We start from the raw sequence: 17,452 nt of genomic DNA on the forward strand, positions 1-17,452 counted from the left end.
AGTCGAAAAAAACACATCTCAAAAAGATGTGTTTTTTTTCGATCTTGATTATCTGGCAAACTCGTTACGAGTAAAGTGTTGTAATTTTCGTTACATAAGAAAAATTTAGTCGATGAACTAAAGCATAAAACGTTAGGTGGTATAACGCTTATTCGTAAATACTAATTAACTTTAGGTTTAAGTAACAAAAAAATGCACCCAAAGCGAAATTTGGGTGCATTTTAAAGGCCTTCTATAAAAACACAATTCCATTAAAAGATCCCGTATCACATTTACTTAATAATACGGGATCTTCGTTTTTACTTTTTTTATACAGTAGTATCTTCTATTTCTGCCTTTAATTCTTTAAACCATTTTAAGTTTACTAAATGATGAAAACGAGAATTTTCGTTCATGCGACGAAAATAATCAATTTTACTAGGTAATTCTTTTGTGTTAGCTAGGTATTCATCGAGACGTGCAATTCGGGCTTCAGTTTGATCAATTTGTGACTGGATTAATTCTAACAATTTATTTGTATCAAATTCATCTGCAAAGAGTAAAGCCCCATAGAATTGTAAGTTTACATACTCGGATTTAGTCCCATATTTAGCCATTAATTTTTCGAATTCTTCTATTCCTAAAGGCGTGATTTTAAAGGTGTGAATTTCACGGCCATTGTTTGGACGTATTTGATGTGTTTGTTCAATCAAACCTTTTTCTTCAAGTTGTTGTAAATTGTAATAAAATGATCCTTTAGTGAAGTTAACGATATATTTATAATGTTGTTTTTCCATCAAACTTAATAGTTCGTATCCATGAGCGCCAGGGTTTTGAATAAGTAAGCCAAGGATAAGTAAAGGAATCAAGTCTGCATTACCTTTGCCATTCGTGCTTCAAATTCAGCGTATGTGATTTTACCGAGAGCCAAATTCATACTGTGAATATAAATTAGTTCAGTATTCGAATAGTTATTGTTTATTTTTAGTGATTGATTTTCATCCGCAAGAGGCTCTAATATATGACACTTTTTTGAAAATGCTTCGAAGTAGCGATAACCGAATTTCCTTTGAGAAACAGCGTTAAAATGAATGCCATCTGGGTTGGCAGTTAGACCTTCTGCCGATACAAAATAACAATTTTGCTGCTCGTGAGCGAATTTGCGTAATTGTTCATTGATCTCTTGAAACTCTGTTGAATACTTTCCAAATCCTGTTTTTCCTAAAAATTCACCAAGCCCACCAATAATTAATGGAACATCTTCAAGTTTTAATTCTTTTCTTAAAGTTTCAATGATAAAAGATAATTTCTCATAATAAGTTTCATGTAGAGAATTATTACTATCACTTTCACCTTGATGCCAAAGTATGCCACAGATTTCGCTAGACTCAAGTGCGAAACGAGCTTCAGATAAAGCATGTTGAAAAAGAGTACCTTGCGGATGCCAATCATTCAAAGTACTGCCACCTTCCGCACAAGGAATCAAACCGATGTCATAATCTGGATGGGCTTTCGACCATGCCTCTGTAAAAGATGCTGCTAAACTTACACCAGCAACAGGGCGGTCATAATTAATCGGCTCTGTCATCATTTGCCACTGACCGTTGCGAAGCATTTTTATTTTTTCATTATAGATAGGGTCTACTTCATGCAAGAAGCCACGACCTGCCATATTTGATTGCCCTAACATTAAAAAAGATTTTACCATTTAACTTTCATTCCTTTACTCAATAGTTTAATTAGACCTCAACAGTATAGAGTCTAATTAGACTATTGTCAATTCACTGTATCTAGTAACTTTTTAACAAAATAACGATTAAAACAACATAAGTCTTACTTCAAAAAAGACTTAAATACCTCTAATAAAAAGCATTCAAATTGGCATTCATCATAAAAAAATAAGCCGTTAAAACGTCTTAAAGATACTGGCATATCAACGTTTTAACAGCTTATTCAATTTGATAGTATGGAGACGAGGGGAGTCGAACCCCTGTCCAAATATATCGGCACCCGGACATCTACGTTCATAGTTGTACTATTAAGGTTTCGCTCAGTATTAGCCGCACAACAGGCATCATATATCGCTAGTCTGATGATCTCTTCTAAAACTTACAGACGGAAAGGTTTAGCGTATCCCACTTATTATAGGACCCTTGCTCGAGCACATGGGCGATACCGAGAGGATCTACACTAAGCTGTTATTACGCAGCTAAAGCGTAAGAGTTATTATTGTTTTTATCAGTTATATTTAACTGTAACGTTTTTACGTAGCCGTAACCTACGAAACGCCATCCAAGCTCGACCTATACCTGTCGATTCCGTAACGTCCCCTAAGTGACTGGGTTGTGTGTACAGAAAGAATGATTTGTTTAACACATGAATCATCTTAAGTTAACTCTCTAAGAGTATTGTAACACATTTTAATGGAAAAGAAAATACGTTCGCTTCAATTGAAAAGTATCAAAGAGCAGTTGAATTATATGGATGACAGTTTTTTTCAAATCCACAGGATAGATAGCTGATTTCCAACTTTTTTTATAAATGTAGTATAATAGAGGCGTAAATAGTAATCTACACACCTAATTGCTCACTCCTACACATATGCATTTTCTAATTTCTCAGACTCTTATAAGGAGGCTTTGATTCATGAAAACTTATCAAAGAAAGCTTATGTTTCCGGCTCTTTTATGGCTTGGTCTTTATCTTCTGCTTAGTACTGTAATGGGAAATATAGCTCAAACTGACCAACAACTCTATTTGTTTAGTGCATGGCCACAGCTAGTATTAGCTCTACTATGTCTTTTTTATCTCTATCGAACTGGATTAAGTGTTCAAATCGGACTAACTATTCCTGCCATAGAAAAAACTACTACTATGCTGTACTATTTGCCACTTCTTCTAGTTAGCTGTTTTTCACTCTTATATGGTCTCCGCACAAATTTATCTTCATTAACTATCATGGCTTTTTTAGGAATGTATAGTGGTGTAGTTTTTTTGGAAGAGGTAATCTTTCGTGGTCTCATGTTCGACGCATTGAGCCGGAAATGGAATCATATAATCGTAATCTTCTTCATTAGCTTTACCTTTGCTGTCGGTCATATCATTAGCATCGTTGTAGTCGAAATGTCAGTTTTTGAAAACTTCCTTCAAATTGTCAATGCTTTCGTGGTTGGAATTTTATTTATGATTGTAATGGTCTCCTCGCGCAACCTAAAAGCTTGTATTTTTGCTCATATTCTCTATAATTTTTTGGCATCTATTTCAAATGTTGGAAATACACCTATTGAAATAATAGTTTTTAATACAGTAATCACCTTGTTATACGCTTTTTATCTATGGGTAAATGCCGCTCATTTCAAGGAGTATGTAACAACAAAACCCTCTTAAAATGAATCTAATAACCGATTTATTTATTAAAGGCGCAGTTGGAACCACTTTTAATCAATTAACGACTGCATGAATAAATCATTTTTACATGTAGCAAATAAGCAGTCAGGAGAAATAATTTTCCTGACTGCTTTTTTTATTTTTAATTATCTCCCATTAACTTTTTCAGTACAGCTTTTTGAGCATGTAATCTATTTTCTGCTTCATCAAAAACTACTGAGTGACTACCATCAATCACTTCTGACGTTACTTCTTCACCACGGTGTGCAGGTAAGCAATGTAAGAAAATAAAATCTTCTTTGGCATGATGAGTTAGCTTTGCATTCACCTGATAAGGCAGAAAGTGTTTTACCCGTTCTGTTTCTTCCGCTTCCATGCCCATACTTGTCCAAACATCTGTTACTACAATATCGGCATTTGTTACGGCTTCAACCGGATCATAAGTAAATTGAATAGCCGCTCCTGTTTGTTTTGCTTTAATTTTAGCTTTTTTTAGAATAACTTCTAACGGTTCATACCCTTTTGGACTAGCTATAGTCATATTCATTCCCATAATGGCTGCCCCTTCCATTAGTGAATGAGGCATATTGTTATTTCCATCTCCTACATAAGCTAAATTTAACCCTTTCAGTGTCCCTTTTTTTTCATAAATGGTCATAAAATCAGCTAGAACTTGCATCGGATGATGTTCGTTAGTCAAGCCATTTATAATAGGAACAGTTGCGTTTTCGGCAAACTCTTCAATTATTTCATGACCAAATGTTCGAATCATCAGTCCATCAACATACCGCGAAAGAACTTTAGCAGTGTCCGCGATACTTTCACCTCTCCCCAATTGAATATCTTTAGAACTTAAAAACAAGGCATGTCCGCCTAATTGTGTCATTCCAACTTCAAAAGACACCCTTGTCCGTGTAGAAGACTTTTCGAAAATCATACCCAGTGTTTTTCCTTGTAAGTAAAGATGAGGAATACCTGCTTTAGTTTGTTCTTTCATAACGATTGCTTCCTCAATAAGCAACGTTAACTCTTTTTCTGTCAGATCAGCTACTTGTAAAATATTTTTCTGATGCCATTTCGATTCTGTTTCTGTCATGATGGATTTTCACTCACTTTCTTTTTTTCTTCTACGAACTGTAATACGTGATCTAATTTGGTAATAAATTCATTTATTTCTTCGATTGTGACGGTTAAGGGTGGCAAAATACGCAAAACCCGTTGTCCAGCTGTTAGGGTTAAAATATGCTGCTCTTGCAATAACGTTACGAGTTCTTTTGCTTCTGCATCTATTTCAATTCCTATTAGGAAACCGAGCCCTTTCACTTTTTTTATAGCGCTAGAACGACTTGCCACTTGTTCTAATTGTTCCTGCAGATAAGCTGCTTTTTGCTGCACTTCTCTCAAAAACCCAGGTTTAACCATTTCCTGTAAAGTAGCTATGCCTGCCGTCGCTGCTAAGGGATTCCCACCAAATGTGGTCCCATGAGTTCCATGAGTAAAAGATGCAGCGATATGCGTTTTGGCTAACATAGCTCCAATTGGAAAACCAGATCCCAACCCTTTAGCTAAAGTCATTACATCCGGTTCAATACCATATTGTTCATACGCGAATAATGTTCCTGTTCTTCCCATCCCCGTTTGAACTTCATCGACCATCAATAGAATATCCTCTGTTCTGCAAATATCTTGTAACGCATGCAGCCATTCTTTTTGGGCTGGGTTAACGCCACCCTCACCTTGCACTAACTCCAGCAGTACTGCCGCTGTTTTACCATTAGGAATTTTTTTCAAATCTGACAGTTCATTAAAGGCTAACGTTCGGACACCAGGCATCAAAGGTGTATATCCAGTCTGGACCTTTTCTTGCCCCGTTACGGACATTGTAGCGTAAGTTCTTCCATGAAAGGATTCTTTAAAAGATACAACCGATGTACGTTCTGGATGCCCATGATCTTTTGCATATTTGCGCGCGATTTTCAATGCTGCTTCATTTGCTTCTGCTCCACTATTGCAAAAAAAGACTTGGTCAAATAAAGAATGTTGAACGAGTCCTTTAGCTAGTTCTGTTTGAGAAGGAATCGTGTACAAATTAGAACAATGCCAAAGAGTATCTACTTGTTGGTGCAATTTTTGTGTGATTTGATCAGGAACATGACCTAAGTTACAAGTTGCAATGCCCGATGTGAAATCTAAGTACATCTCATTTTTCTCATTCCATACATGCGTCCCTTTGCCTTTTAGAACTGTAATCGGAAAACGCGCATACGTTGCCATCAGAGCAGATGGTTTATTTTCTTTAGACATACGCCGCTTCCTCCTTATAAACAAATTTTGTTCCCACTTGATTTCCTTTTAAATAACTCGCAATGTCTTCTGGTTCTAAGCCATTAAGAATAACTGCTTGTTTCATTTGGATAGACAGGCTTCCAATTGCTGAACGTACTTTAGGAATCATTCCATCAGTAATGATTTCATCTTTAATCAGTTGTTCAGCTTCTCCTTTCGTTAATGAAGAATATATTTTCAGTTCATTCTTCTTTCGCTTCATGACGCCAGGAACGTTGCTGATAAAAGCTAACTTACCACCTAAAGCTTTTGCAACCGCCGACGCTGCCATATCTCCATTGACATTATAATGCTGTCCCGTCTCATCCATTCCAATAGGCGAAATGACTGGAATAACGTTGTTTTCGAGTAAGTTCATTAGAAAATCAGTATTAACTTCAGTAACTTCTCCCACAAATCCAATAGCTTCTGTTGTCTGAATAGGGATTACCTTCAGTAAACCATGATCAATACCACTCAACCCAATAGCTTGCAGTTGTTGGATTTGACATTGAGTAACAATCTCATTATTAATTGAACCACTTAAAACCATTTCCACTACTTGCAAGACTTCCGTTGTCGTTACGCGCAATCCATTGATGAAGGTTGTAGGAATGTCTAATTTCTTTAATAAGTCATTTATCATTGGTCCACCACCATGAACAATCACCGGATAACATTTTTTTGTCTGCTGCAAATGAGCAATTGTTTTGTAGAAAGACTCTGGTAATTTGTCTTGTATACTGCCACCGATTTTCATAATTAAGATATCCATTTTCTCACCTCATGTCCGATACGATGAATTAATACGAATGTAATCATAGGTCAGATCGCAGCCCCATGCTGTTGCTGTTTGAACGCCTTGTTGTAAATCAATCGACAACTTTACCTCGTCTTTTATTAAAGTAAGCATGACCGCTTCTTCATCGAAGGGAATACCTATTCCTTTTTCAACAACTGCTGTATCGCCAATTAAAATTTTTACGCATGCCGGTTCAATTTTTTGATTGCTGTATCCAATGGCTGATATAATCCTTCCCCAATTGGCATCTGAGCCGTACATCGCAGTTTTAACTAAATTTGAAGAAATGACTGTTTTGGCAATAGCTCGAGCAGCTTCTAGTGTTTCGGCTCCTAAAACCTCTACTTCGATTAATTTGGTAGCTCCTTCTCCATCACGTGCAATAGATTTAGCCAGTATCTTGCAAACGTATTGAAAACCTGCCATAAATTTAGTCCATTGTGGATGACTTTTAGTTAATACGCTATTTCCTTGTGTGCCATTTGCCAGAGCAAGGACCATATCGTTCGTACTTGAGTCTCCATCAACTGTGATCATATTAAACGTCTGATTAGTCGTAGATTTCAGCGCGTATTCCAAACTTTCACTATCAACAACAGCATCTGTTGTAATAAAACCTAGCATTGTCGCCATATTAGGATGAATCATGCCAGACCCTTTTGCAGCTCCACCAATGGTAATCATCTTCCCATCAATTTCCAGTTCAATCGCAATGTGTTTGGTTTCAATATCAGTCGTTAAAATAGCCCGTTCAAAGTTTGTTACCTTTTGACACAGTGGGTCATTCAAGTACTGGATACCTTTCTTGATAGGTTCAAAGGGCAACGGAACACCAATGATTCCTGTAGAAGCAATCGCTACTAAATGCTCATCGATGCCCTTTTCATAAGCTACAAGTTCGGCAGTTGCTTGAGCTTTTAATAACCCATCCTCGCCGGTACAAGAATTAGCATTACCAGAATTCACCACTATTGTTTGGATTTTTTGGGCTTTATCTACATGTTGTTTGGTTAGTTTAAGTGGAGCAGCTTGAAAACTGTTTAGGGTATAAACACCTGCCGCAGTCGCTGGAATCTCAGAATGAATCCAGCCGAAATCAAGCGCTGATTTGCGTAAACCAGTATGTACACCTCCAGCGGTAAAACCTTTTGGCGAGGTCACATGACCGTCCTCTACTATATGAATTGTTTGTATGGGTTGTTTTATATGGGTCAACATTATTTATCTCCTCACTTTTTTAAGGGTATACTGGGCTGTAATCTAATCCTGATTGAACAGACCAGCCATTCATTAGGTTCATATTCTGAATCGCTTGGCCGGCTGCTCCTTTAACCAAATTATCTATCGCTGTGACAATAATCAACTGCTGGGTTCGTTCATTTACATGAATACCAATAGCAACATAATTGCTTCCAACAACTTGTTTTGTTTGCGGTAGTGAACCTAGCGGATGAAGCCGAACAAATAAATCTTTTTCATAAAATTCTTGATACAATTTCTCTATTTCTTTTGCTGTTTTTGGTTGGGTTAGCGGTACATACATGGTGCATAAGAGACCTCTAGTCATTGGAACCAAATGAGTCGTTAACGTTACATTTATTTCCTCACCCACTTCTTTTGATAGATAATACTCAATTTCAGGTGTGTGCTGGTGCTCACCAAACTTATAGGGAATGAGTGATTCATCCATTTCTGAAAAATGCGTCATACTCGAGAGTGTACGTCCTGCCCCTGAAGTACCACTTTTAGCATCAATAATGATTCCTTTTTTTGTGACCAATCCAGTTTTAATAATAGGAATTAGTCCCAATAAAGCCGCGGTTGAATAACATCCCGGATTAGAAATAAAGACCGCTTTTCTTATTTCTTCTGGATAAATTTCAGCTAATCCAAACGTGGCTTTTTCTTGTATTTCACTTGCCGGAGCTGTTTTTTTGTACCATTTCTCATAATCTTTTTTTAGCAATCTAAAATCTCCACTTAAATCAACACATTGCAAAGACGTTTTTAGAACATCCGGAATCAAATCCTTGCTGATACCCGCTGGAGTTGCGAAAAACAACAAATCCACTTCTTTTTCTAGGTAAGAAAGATCGTATTCAATTAAAGGTTTTTCCATAATATTTTTCAGATGAGGATATAAATCGCTTAACAACTCCCCATAATGAGAATGCGAAATAATTTCCGTAATGGTTACATACGGATGATGGTTTAACAAACGGATAAGCTCTAAAGCGCTATATCCCGTTGCACCAATAATAGCCACTTTCATCATTCCTTAACCTTCTTTCATGTAATTTTAATTATTATCAGTATAACAAAACATATTATTTATGCAACTAAAAAGATAAAATTAATTATTTTATACATTTATTAGGTTTTTAATGTATATAAAATGTATAATATTTTTATAGCAGCTAAAAAAATAAGAGCCATCAGCATATTGCTGACAACTCTTATTAAACTAAAAAATTTATTTAATTAAATCGTAAAATTCTAATCCTTCAACAATTCCACCTTCGATATGACTGGAAGTGACATAATCAGCTGCCTTCTTCAACGCATCTATCCCATTTTCCATAGCGACACTATAGTCAGCATGAGTCAACATTTCTAAATCATTCGGGCCATCTCCAAAAGCATACGTAGGAATTTTATCAAACTGCATTAATTTGACCAAAGCTTGAATACCTGTAGCTTTTGAATTGCCTTTCGTGATTACATCTATGCTGTATGGCGTATTCCTGTAAAAAGATAATTCAGGAAATGCCTCTCTAAGCTGATCATCAACTGACGTATCTGTGGTGAGAATCAACGACATCAATACTTCTTCGTTTAAGTGAATCTCTGTATCGACTGGCGGTGTTTTAGCATGAATAAAATTGTACGCACTCTCTACTTCTTTCGAAGTATTAGTAACACGAATTTTATCGCTCGTATAGAAAGATATCGCCAAACCTAACTTATCAGTTGCTTTTTTTAAACGAATTAACAACTCTTGCGGCATCTGACTACGGTAAATTTCTTTGCCTTCATACATAATGTATTGACCATTAAGCGTGATAAACGATTCAATAGGCGTTGTATCTAAGACGTGTTGAATCTCAATTGGACTTCTTCCTGTTGCGATAAATGGAACTCCGCCATTTTCTTTCAACTTTTCTAAAGCAACTATCACTTCTTGGTCTACTTCAGATTTATTATTTAATAATGTTCCATCTAAATCAAAAAAAACTAACGCTTTTGGCACTACCATAAGAATCTCCCTCTTTTTGAATCTATCAGCTAAATTAATTTTCTGAATCCTTAAAATGACCCACTTCATTGTATACTTCTAAATGGTATTTTCCATTGTAGTATTTAACAGCTGAGACACTTGCATTTAATAGTGGCTGCGGATTTTCAAGTTCTGGAACTAAATTATTTAATAAATAGCGAATAGTATTTCCGTGAGCAACAATCATGACTTTATCTCCTGTATCACGGTGTTTATTGATTAATTTAAGCAAACCTTGTTCGACTCTCAACCAAAAAGTTAAAAAATCTTCTGCATCGTGATAAGGATCTGCTTTTTTAAAAGCATTCATTTGTTCAGGGATAGACGTTTCAGCCCACATCTCAGCAACACTTGAGTAGCCCATTGTTTCATTTACTTTTGCCCAAGTTTCATCCACATCGCTTCCTTCAAATGAACCAAAGAAAACTTCGCGAAATTCCGGCATTGATTTTAATGTCAGGTCTTTACCTTTTTTATTTTCCTCTAAGATAATAGTGGCTGTTTCAATTGTGCGGCTCAAGTCACTTGTATAAGCTGCATCAAATTCAACATCTGCTAAACCACGTCCGCTTCTACGAACATCTTCACGTCCTTGAGGTGTCAAAGGGGTATTTGACCACCCTTGCATTCTTTTATAATGATTAAAATACGTTTGTCCATGACGAACAAAATAAAACGTGCAACCTTCTTCCATGAAAATCTCCTCCTGTACAGTAATAGAATCAATCATTCTTTTATCCTTCTTATTGTACCAAAAAAATGCACGATAATATAAATATCCGTTTAGGATTAGGTAAACATTTGATTAACCTCTTTGGAACTCATTTGAGTATAGTATAATTTTGTCTCGGTTTTTCAATAACATCTCCGTTACGGTAGGCTTCTAGCAATATTTTCAAATCACCGACTTGTTTAGTCAATTCTTTACCTACATCGGTTTCTCTTACCTTCTTACGGTCTAGCTCTCGGTCAATCACTCTTCTTGTAGACATGATATCTATTTCATTTTCAATCGCCTCATTTACAGAAGTAAAGGGTTGATGCGAAACTAAAACCATCCCATAAGAGTTATATAGCAGAGTATAGCCGGCTAATCCCGTCGTTCCTTGATAAGCTTTTGAGAATCCACCATCAATCACAATAATGCGACCATTTGCTTTTATCGGGTCTTCACCACGTTTTTCTTTTACTGGTGTATGTCCATTGATAATATGCCCTTTAAGAGGATCTAAACCAAACTCACTTAATATCATTTCACACGTTTGTTCATCATTCCGCATTTTGTAATATGCATTTTTCTTTTCTTCATGTGTAGCTTTCTCTTTAATATAATAACGTTCAAAAGTAGTCATTTGGTCTTTTCCAAATAACGAAGAAACGGGTCCTGTCCATAAGTACCACACATAATCCAAATATTTCTCGTTATTTTCATGGTCTTTGTTCAAGTAACCTTTACGCAGTATTTCTTCAAATTTATCCAATAAATTTCTGCCAGTATATTGTTTTCCTTGAATATCCATTCCCATAAAACTACCTGTTTCAGTCAATGGTATACAGCCGTGAAACAATAGATTGTCATTATACGTTAAATACATACTGCCTTTGCTATATAAATAAGAAATGTGTTTCTGCAGACGTTCACAGTTTTTGAAAGCTGAAACCAATTTTTCAACGACCATTTCTTCCTCTGCTGTTAATTTGTAGGGGTCAGCTGGGTCAATAGTTGGAAAATTCGTATTCAATAACGGGTACTCTATCCCTTTAATTAATATTGTTCCCTTTTCATAATCAATCCCATTTAAAACTAAGCGATGGTCTAATTGAAAATCAGGATGCCTTTTAATGATCTCTCCCTCAAGTTTAAATTGGATAACTGAAATAGCTTGATGCATTTTAGTGATTTGACGTATTTCATCTTCAAAATAATCTTTTTTATCTGGGTCCACTTTAGGATAAAAACAGCTTTCTAAATCTTCTGGATAAGTCATTTCTGCAAATGTAAGCAACTGACGTAATGAAATGCCATAAGCATCTTCTATAATTTCCAAATTATCATAACGAGCACTGATACGCAGCACATTTGCAATACATACAGCTGAACCACTGGCTGCACCCATCCATAAAATATCATGGTTTCCCCATTGGACATCAACCGAATGATGTTCCATCAGTGTATCAATAATTTTGTCGGGATAAGGGCCTCTATCATAAATATCCCCCACCACATGTAATTGATCGACAACCAAACGTTGAATCAGATAAGAAATAGCCGCAATAAACTCTGCACCTCTATCCAACGCAATGATATTATCAATAATTTCACTATAGTAATCTTCTTTATTTGTGTAGCCCTCTCCGTCTTTTGATAGCAGTTCTTCAATAATATAAGCAAATTCATTGGGCAAAGCTTTTCGAACTTTTGAGCGGGTATATTTTGAAGCGACAAATACGCATAATTCGATTAATCTAGATAACGTAATACTATACCATTCATTTGTTTCCTCTTGATTTTCAAACTCATTGCGAACTAATCGAATTTTATTTTCAGGATAATAAATCAATGTCGCTAGGCTATTCATTTCTTTTTGACTTAAACGATTATAAAAAATCTCTTTAATCTTTTCTTTTATATTACCTGATCCATTTCTTAGCACATGTTGAAAAGATTCATATTCTCCATGAACATCACTAACAAAATGTTCCGTACCTTTAGGCAGATTCATGATAGCCTCTAAGTTAATAATTTCAGTAGTTGTCGCCCCTATAGTCGGGTACTCTTTAGCTAATAAACTTAAATACTTTTTAGTCAAGTCCATGTTTTCTCACCCCTTTATAATCTATACCAAATCATTATACCATGTTTCTTATGTTTTATTTTTTTGTTGTACAAACTAAAATAGTTCTCATATTTTTAAAGAGCGTCGCTATGGCACAAAATACAGCTAATAAAAAAGGCTCAAGACTGTTTGTCTGAGACCTTTTTGATACTATTAGCTAGTTGTTACTGCTTCAGCAATATCGGTTTCCATCTTTTCAGGTTTGGTTGTTGAGCCAAATCGTTTAATGATTTCGCCATCTCGACCAATTAAAAATTTCGTGAAGTTCCACTTAATTTTCTTATTTCCTGTTTCTGATGTTAAATATTGATAAAGTGGATCTGCATTTTTACCATTTAACAGTATTTTTTCATGAAGTTGGAAAGAAACACCAAAATTCTTTTGACAAAAGCTGGCAATTTCTTCACCTTCACGAGGTTCTTGATTCATAAACTGATTTGAAGGAAACCCTAATACAACTAGTCCTTGATCTTTATACGTTTGATACAATTTTTCTAAACCTTCTAATTGAGGGGCCAGACCACATTCGGTTGCTGTATTCACAATTACCAAAATTTTTCCTTTGTATTTTGAAAGCGAAACTTCATCTCCACTAATTTCCTTGACCGTATAATCGTAAACAGACATTGTTAGTCCTTCTTTCACATACTATATTTTTAGATACTTCTTCTTGTCCTTACTTTACATCACTTACTTTATCAAAGTCAAAAGGAATGACTTTGATAACGCAACTTCTGCTTATCTTGATCTTAACGCTCGATCCAGTTCACGTTTTTGATCTTTTCGTTTTAAATCTTCTCGTTTATCGTATTTTTTCTTCCCTTTTGCTAAACCGATTAATACTTTTGCATAGCCATCTTTTAAATAAACTTTTAAGGGAATCAATGTATTTCCGCTAGATTTCGTTTCTCCCAATAAGCGCACAATTTGTTTTTTATGCATCAACAATTTTCTTGTTCTTAATGGATCATGATTAAATTGATTTCCTTGTTCATAAGGACTGATATGAACATTATGCAAAAAAATCTCACCATTTTGAATTTTAGCGTAACCATCTTTTAAATTGATTCGACCTGCTCTAATAGACTTGATTTCTGTTCCTTGCAATACTATCCCAGCTTCTACTGTATCTAATATTGAAAAATCATAACTTGCTTTTCTATTTTGAGCAAGTACTTTACCTGTACCTTTTGGCATCAATAATCGCCTCCTGACTCATTCGCTCTAAATTAATTTTTCTTTTTAGGTTTTTTAGCCTTCGCTACATCTTTATAAAAAGGTTTGCTTTTCTTTTTACTGCTTCCCTCTTGTTTAGGTTTATAGGTAGATGAACTTTCTTTTCCTCGACGTTGGCTGTTGCCACGACCTCTGCCTTGTGTTGAACGTTTAGGTCCATCATACTTAGGTGCATCTGGATCAGGAACAAGTTCAAAATCAATCTCACGTGTTTCGGGATCAGCTTTTGTAATTTTCACTTTCACTTTTTGTCCAATGCGATAAACCACACCAGTTCGTTCTCCAACAAGCATCATTTGTTCTTCGATGTAGTTAAAGTAATCATCTTTCATATTTGAAATGTGGATTAGTCCCTCAACTGTGTTCGGTAATTCTACGAATAAACCGAATTTCAAGACCGAACCAATAATTCCTTCAAACGTTTGGCCAACTTTATCCACCATAAATTCTGTTTTCTTCAATGCATCTGTTTCTCTTTCTGCATCAACCGCACGACGTTCTGCTTTTGACGTTTCTTCTGCAATTTCTGGTAAACGATTTGCCCATTTTGTTTTTTGAGCAGACCCTGTTCCTTCTTCGCCATAAGAACGAATCAGACGATGTAAAATCAAGTCAGGGTAACGGCGAATCGGCGACGTAAAGTGTGAATAGAATTCTGCGCCTAAGCCAAAGTGACCTAATGGTTCCACATCATACTTGGCTTGTTTCATACTTCTTAACATCATCGTTGAAACGACTTGCTCTTCTGGTTTTCCTTTTACACTATTGATAACGGTTTGCAATGTCTTAGGTGAAACATCCTTGCTAGTACCTTTAACTGTGATACCAAAAGCTGTAACAAATTCCATGAATTTTTGCATTCGATCGCTATCTGGTTGCTCATGAATACGATAAATTAAAGGAACTTCCATCCGAGAAAAATGTTCAGAGACTGTTTCATTAGCTGACAACATGAATGATTCAATCATGCGTTCACCTACACCACGTTCTCTCAACTCAATATCTAACGGTTTTCCTACAGAATCGACAATAATTTTTGCTTCTTTTGTATCAAAATCAATTGCCCCGCGAGACTTACGTTTTTTCTCAAGTGTATGATGCAATGTTTCCATTAATTCAAACATACCCACTAAGCTACTGTATTTTTCACGTGTTTCTTGATTTTTATCTGTTACTATTTCATTGACTTCAGTGTACGTCATACGTTCAGTTGTTCGGATCACACTTTGGAAAATGTCATGTCCGACAATTTCTCCATCCGGTGACATTTCCATCACACAGCTCATCGTTAAGCGATCTACATGTGGGTTCAACGAACAGATACCATTGGATAAACGTTGTGGAATCATCGGGATAACTCGATCCGTTAAGTAAACACTGGTTCCTCTTTCAAATGCATCTTTATCTAAAGGACTATCTTCTGTTACATAATACGATACATCTGCTATGTGAACTCCTAATTGATAATTTCCATTATCCAATAATTTCAAGCCTACAGCATCGTCTAAATCTTTCGCATCTGCTCCATCGATCGTTACTAGAACTTCATCTCTTAAGTCACGGCGCCCTTCAAAGTCAGTTTCTTTGATTTTTTCAGGAACAGCATCTGCTTGTTGCAAAGCTTCTTTTGAAAACTCAGTGGGAATACCGTGTTTATACACGATTGTCAAAATATCAATTCCAGGATCATTTATATGCCCTACAACTTTTTTGACGATTCCTTGCATACTTCTTGGAAATTCATCATCTGGATACAAGGTTATCTCTACGACAACAATCGAACCATCAACGGGTTTAATTCCTTCTGCTTCAATGAACACACGAATATCTGTAATTTTTTTATCTTGAGGATCGATATACCCATATAATCCGGTTTCTTCAATTCCTTCTTCACTATAAGCATAGAACTCTCCGACTAATTGAGTAAAGTTGCGTTCAACAATAGCTTTAATTTTTCCTTCAGCACCTTTATCTGACCAAGGTTCAGCAGGTTTAATAATATCCACCGTTACTTTGTCACCATCTAATGCATAATTGGTCATATTAGGTGGAATATAAATATCTTTTTCTTCATCTTCAATTGCAACAAATCCAAACCCTCGGTCACTGGCTCTAAAAACCCCTGTTAATACCGGATCATTACTTGGCAATTTAAAATGACCTTTTCTACTTAAAAATAATTTACCTTCTCGCTCCATTTCAGCCAATGAACTAACTAACGTTTTGAAGTCGGCTGCACTTGTCATGCCCATTCCCTCACTGATATCACTAACTTGAAACGAAACATTTTTATGTTCAGTCATAAAAACTAAAATCGCTTCTTGTAACTTTTTTTTATCGCTCATTTTTTATCCTCCATTCCAATCTAACTGTTTTAAAAAATTGCTCACATCTTCTTGCAAGGCTTTTCTATCTACTCCAACCGTTACCGCATGTTTACTGTTTTCATACCAGTGAAAGTCAACTACTGCAGCTTGTGTTAATCTTTCTTTGAACGCGATCGCTACTTGCGGATCAATCATTTCATCTTGACCAGCTTGTGCAATAAAAAAAGGTTGGTTAATTTCACTATAGTGAGTTTCCATTGATTGCGTCAATGCACTTATTTCATTTAACTGACTGTCTAATTTTCGCACTACTTCTGGCATAAGATTGTTAATTTCTATCTCAGAATAACCAGCTTTCTTTTTCATTGTCCGCACAAATGTTAAAAACTCTTCTCTTACATTGCTTCCTTTATGAAAATCTATCATTGGTGAACAGAATGTGCCCCCCGCTAAGACTGGTTCTTTATCTAACAGTATTTTTGTAGCAATGACACCGCCTAAAGATAATCCGAAGATTGCTATCTCTTGATAACCTTTTTCGCGCAAGAACTGAATCGCTTCTTTTGCATCCTCTACCCAATCCATTGGTGATGCAGCTAAAATATCTTCTGGCTCAGTTGTCCCATGTCCTCTGAATAAAGGCGCATAAACCGTGTAATTTTCTTTCTCTAACGCTCTTCCCAACATGCGCATATCATTAGGAGTGCTGGAGTAAGCGTGCATCAAGACGACTGCTTGAGGCCCATTTTCAAAAAAAAATGATTTTATTGCCATTCTTATTCTCCTTCTTCTCGTTTCCTTTAAGTCTTCATTCTACTATTTTACTGTAAAATCCTTTTTTTTCATACTGTAACACTATTATCATTAAGAAAAGTCTTACACTCAACTTCACTTCAGCAAAAGAATGAATTTTTTTAGAAAAAAAAGCCACCTGAAGATTCAGGTAGCTTCACTAAGTTTGTTAATTAATTGCTATATAAGCAAGAGCCAGTGCCAACGCAAAGAATAATGTTCCAAGTACTACTGTAGCACGTTGCAATACAGCCTCAAACCCGCGTGCCTTTTGTTTTCCAAATAATTGTTCAGCTCCGCCAGTAAATGCACTAGCAGCATTGTTTGTCTTTGTTGGTTGCATAGCCACCACAATAACAAGTAAAACTGAAATAATTAGTTCAGCAATTAAAAGTGTATCGTACAATTTCAATGCCCTCCTGTCTGCCGTTTCTTCTACCCCTAATTTTAACATAAAGAATCCTACATTACTAGAAAATAAATGAAGTTC

The 17,452-nt window shown here is 35.9% G+C and carries 16 protein-coding genes and 1 other RNA gene; 1 reads left to right on the top strand and 16 read right to left on the bottom strand.

Annotation, left to right across the window (positions count from 1 at the left end):
- Positions 1-308 precede the first annotated feature (308 nt).
- The 3 genes from BP18_RS06830 to ssrA all read right to left on the bottom strand — a co-directional run bounded on the left by BP18_RS06830 (position 309) and on the right by ssrA (position 2,310).
- Positions 309-848 (bottom strand): PadR family transcriptional regulator, encoded by a 540-nt coding sequence (locus tag BP18_RS06830; RefSeq protein WP_029277716.1) that lies wholly within the window; start codon positions 846-848, stop codon positions 309-311.
- Positions 845-1,687, bottom strand: a complete 843-nt coding sequence (locus tag BP18_RS06835) for a sialate O-acetylesterase (RefSeq protein WP_035050513.1) — start codon at positions 1,685-1,687, stop codon at positions 845-847. Before BP18_RS06835 ends, BP18_RS06830 begins: the two co-directional genes overlap by 4 nt.
- 256 nt (positions 1,688-1,943) lie before the next feature.
- Positions 1,944-2,310: a transfer-messenger RNA gene (gene ssrA / locus BP18_RS12425) on the bottom strand.
- Between the two features lie 315 nt (positions 2,311-2,625).
- On the opposite strand from ssrA, the gene BP18_RS06840 reads away from it, so the two are divergent.
- A complete protein-coding gene (locus tag BP18_RS06840; RefSeq protein ID WP_029277714.1) occupies positions 2,626-3,366 on the top strand; it encodes a CPBP family intramembrane glutamic endopeptidase in 741 nt (246 codons plus the stop codon).
- Between the two features lie 142 nt (positions 3,367-3,508).
- Here the strand turns inward: BP18_RS06840 and argF are convergent, their stop codons facing one another.
- From argF to secG, 13 genes are all read right to left on the bottom strand, one after another.
- The gene (argF, locus tag BP18_RS06845) at positions 3,509-4,462 is read right to left on the bottom strand and encodes an ornithine carbamoyltransferase (RefSeq protein ID WP_029277712.1); all 954 of its coding nucleotides are present in this window, start codon (positions 4,460-4,462) and stop codon (positions 3,509-3,511) included.
- The gene (locus BP18_RS06850; protein WP_035050514.1) at positions 4,459-5,670 is read right to left on the bottom strand and encodes an acetylornithine transaminase; all 1,212 of its coding nucleotides are present in this window, start codon (positions 5,668-5,670) and stop codon (positions 4,459-4,461) included. Before BP18_RS06850 ends, argF begins: the two co-directional genes overlap by 4 nt.
- A complete protein-coding gene (gene argB / locus BP18_RS06855; RefSeq protein ID WP_007721444.1) occupies positions 5,663-6,466 on the bottom strand; it encodes an acetylglutamate kinase in 804 nt (267 codons plus the stop codon). The genes BP18_RS06850 and argB overlap by 8 nt, the downstream gene beginning before the upstream one ends.
- 9 nt (positions 6,467-6,475) lie before the next feature.
- Positions 6,476-7,711, bottom strand: coding sequence for a bifunctional glutamate N-acetyltransferase/amino-acid acetyltransferase ArgJ (gene argJ, locus BP18_RS06860; RefSeq protein ID WP_007721446.1), 1,236 nt, complete (start codon positions 7,709-7,711; stop codon positions 6,476-6,478).
- 19 nt (positions 7,712-7,730) lie between these two features.
- Entirely contained in the window at positions 7,731-8,768 is a 1,038-nt protein-coding gene (gene argC, locus BP18_RS06865) for an N-acetyl-gamma-glutamyl-phosphate reductase (RefSeq protein WP_029277708.1), read from the bottom strand.
- A gap of 198 nt (positions 8,769-8,966) precedes the next feature.
- Positions 8,967-9,749 (bottom strand): Cof-type HAD-IIB family hydrolase, encoded by a 783-nt coding sequence (locus BP18_RS06870; protein WP_029277707.1) that lies wholly within the window; start codon positions 9,747-9,749, stop codon positions 8,967-8,969.
- Positions 9,750-9,783: 34 nt separating this feature from the next.
- Complete coding sequence (locus BP18_RS06875) at positions 9,784-10,464, bottom strand: histidine phosphatase family protein (RefSeq protein ID WP_035050515.1); 681 nt, start codon at positions 10,462-10,464, stop codon at positions 9,784-9,786.
- Positions 10,465-10,591: 127 nt separating this feature from the next.
- Entirely contained in the window at positions 10,592-12,586 is a 1,995-nt protein-coding gene (locus tag BP18_RS06880; RefSeq protein ID WP_029278458.1) for a fructose-bisphosphatase class III, read from the bottom strand.
- 174 nt (positions 12,587-12,760) lie between these two features.
- A complete protein-coding gene (locus BP18_RS06885) occupies positions 12,761-13,234 on the bottom strand; it encodes a glutathione peroxidase (RefSeq protein WP_029278456.1) in 474 nt (157 codons plus the stop codon).
- 111 nt (positions 13,235-13,345) lie between these two features.
- A complete protein-coding gene (gene smpB / locus BP18_RS06890; protein WP_007721458.1) occupies positions 13,346-13,804 on the bottom strand; it encodes an SsrA-binding protein SmpB in 459 nt (152 codons plus the stop codon).
- A gap of 32 nt (positions 13,805-13,836) precedes the next feature.
- Positions 13,837-16,188, bottom strand: coding sequence for a ribonuclease R (rnr, locus tag BP18_RS06895; protein WP_007721460.1), 2,352 nt, complete (start codon positions 16,186-16,188; stop codon positions 13,837-13,839).
- A gap of 3 nt (positions 16,189-16,191) precedes the next feature.
- A complete protein-coding gene (locus BP18_RS06900; RefSeq protein ID WP_029278454.1) occupies positions 16,192-16,944 on the bottom strand; it encodes an alpha/beta hydrolase in 753 nt (250 codons plus the stop codon).
- A gap of 187 nt (positions 16,945-17,131) precedes the next feature.
- On the bottom strand, positions 17,132-17,368 hold the full coding sequence (gene secG / locus BP18_RS06905) for a preprotein translocase subunit SecG (RefSeq protein ID WP_007721464.1): 237 nt from the start codon (positions 17,366-17,368) through the stop codon (positions 17,132-17,134).
- Positions 17,369-17,452 lie beyond the last annotated feature (84 nt).

Origin of the sequence: Carnobacterium jeotgali MS3 (assembly GCF_000745125.1) — a bacterium.
In the GTDB taxonomy this organism is placed as follows: Bacteria; Bacillota; Bacilli; order Lactobacillales; family Carnobacteriaceae; genus Carnobacterium_B; species Carnobacterium_B jeotgali.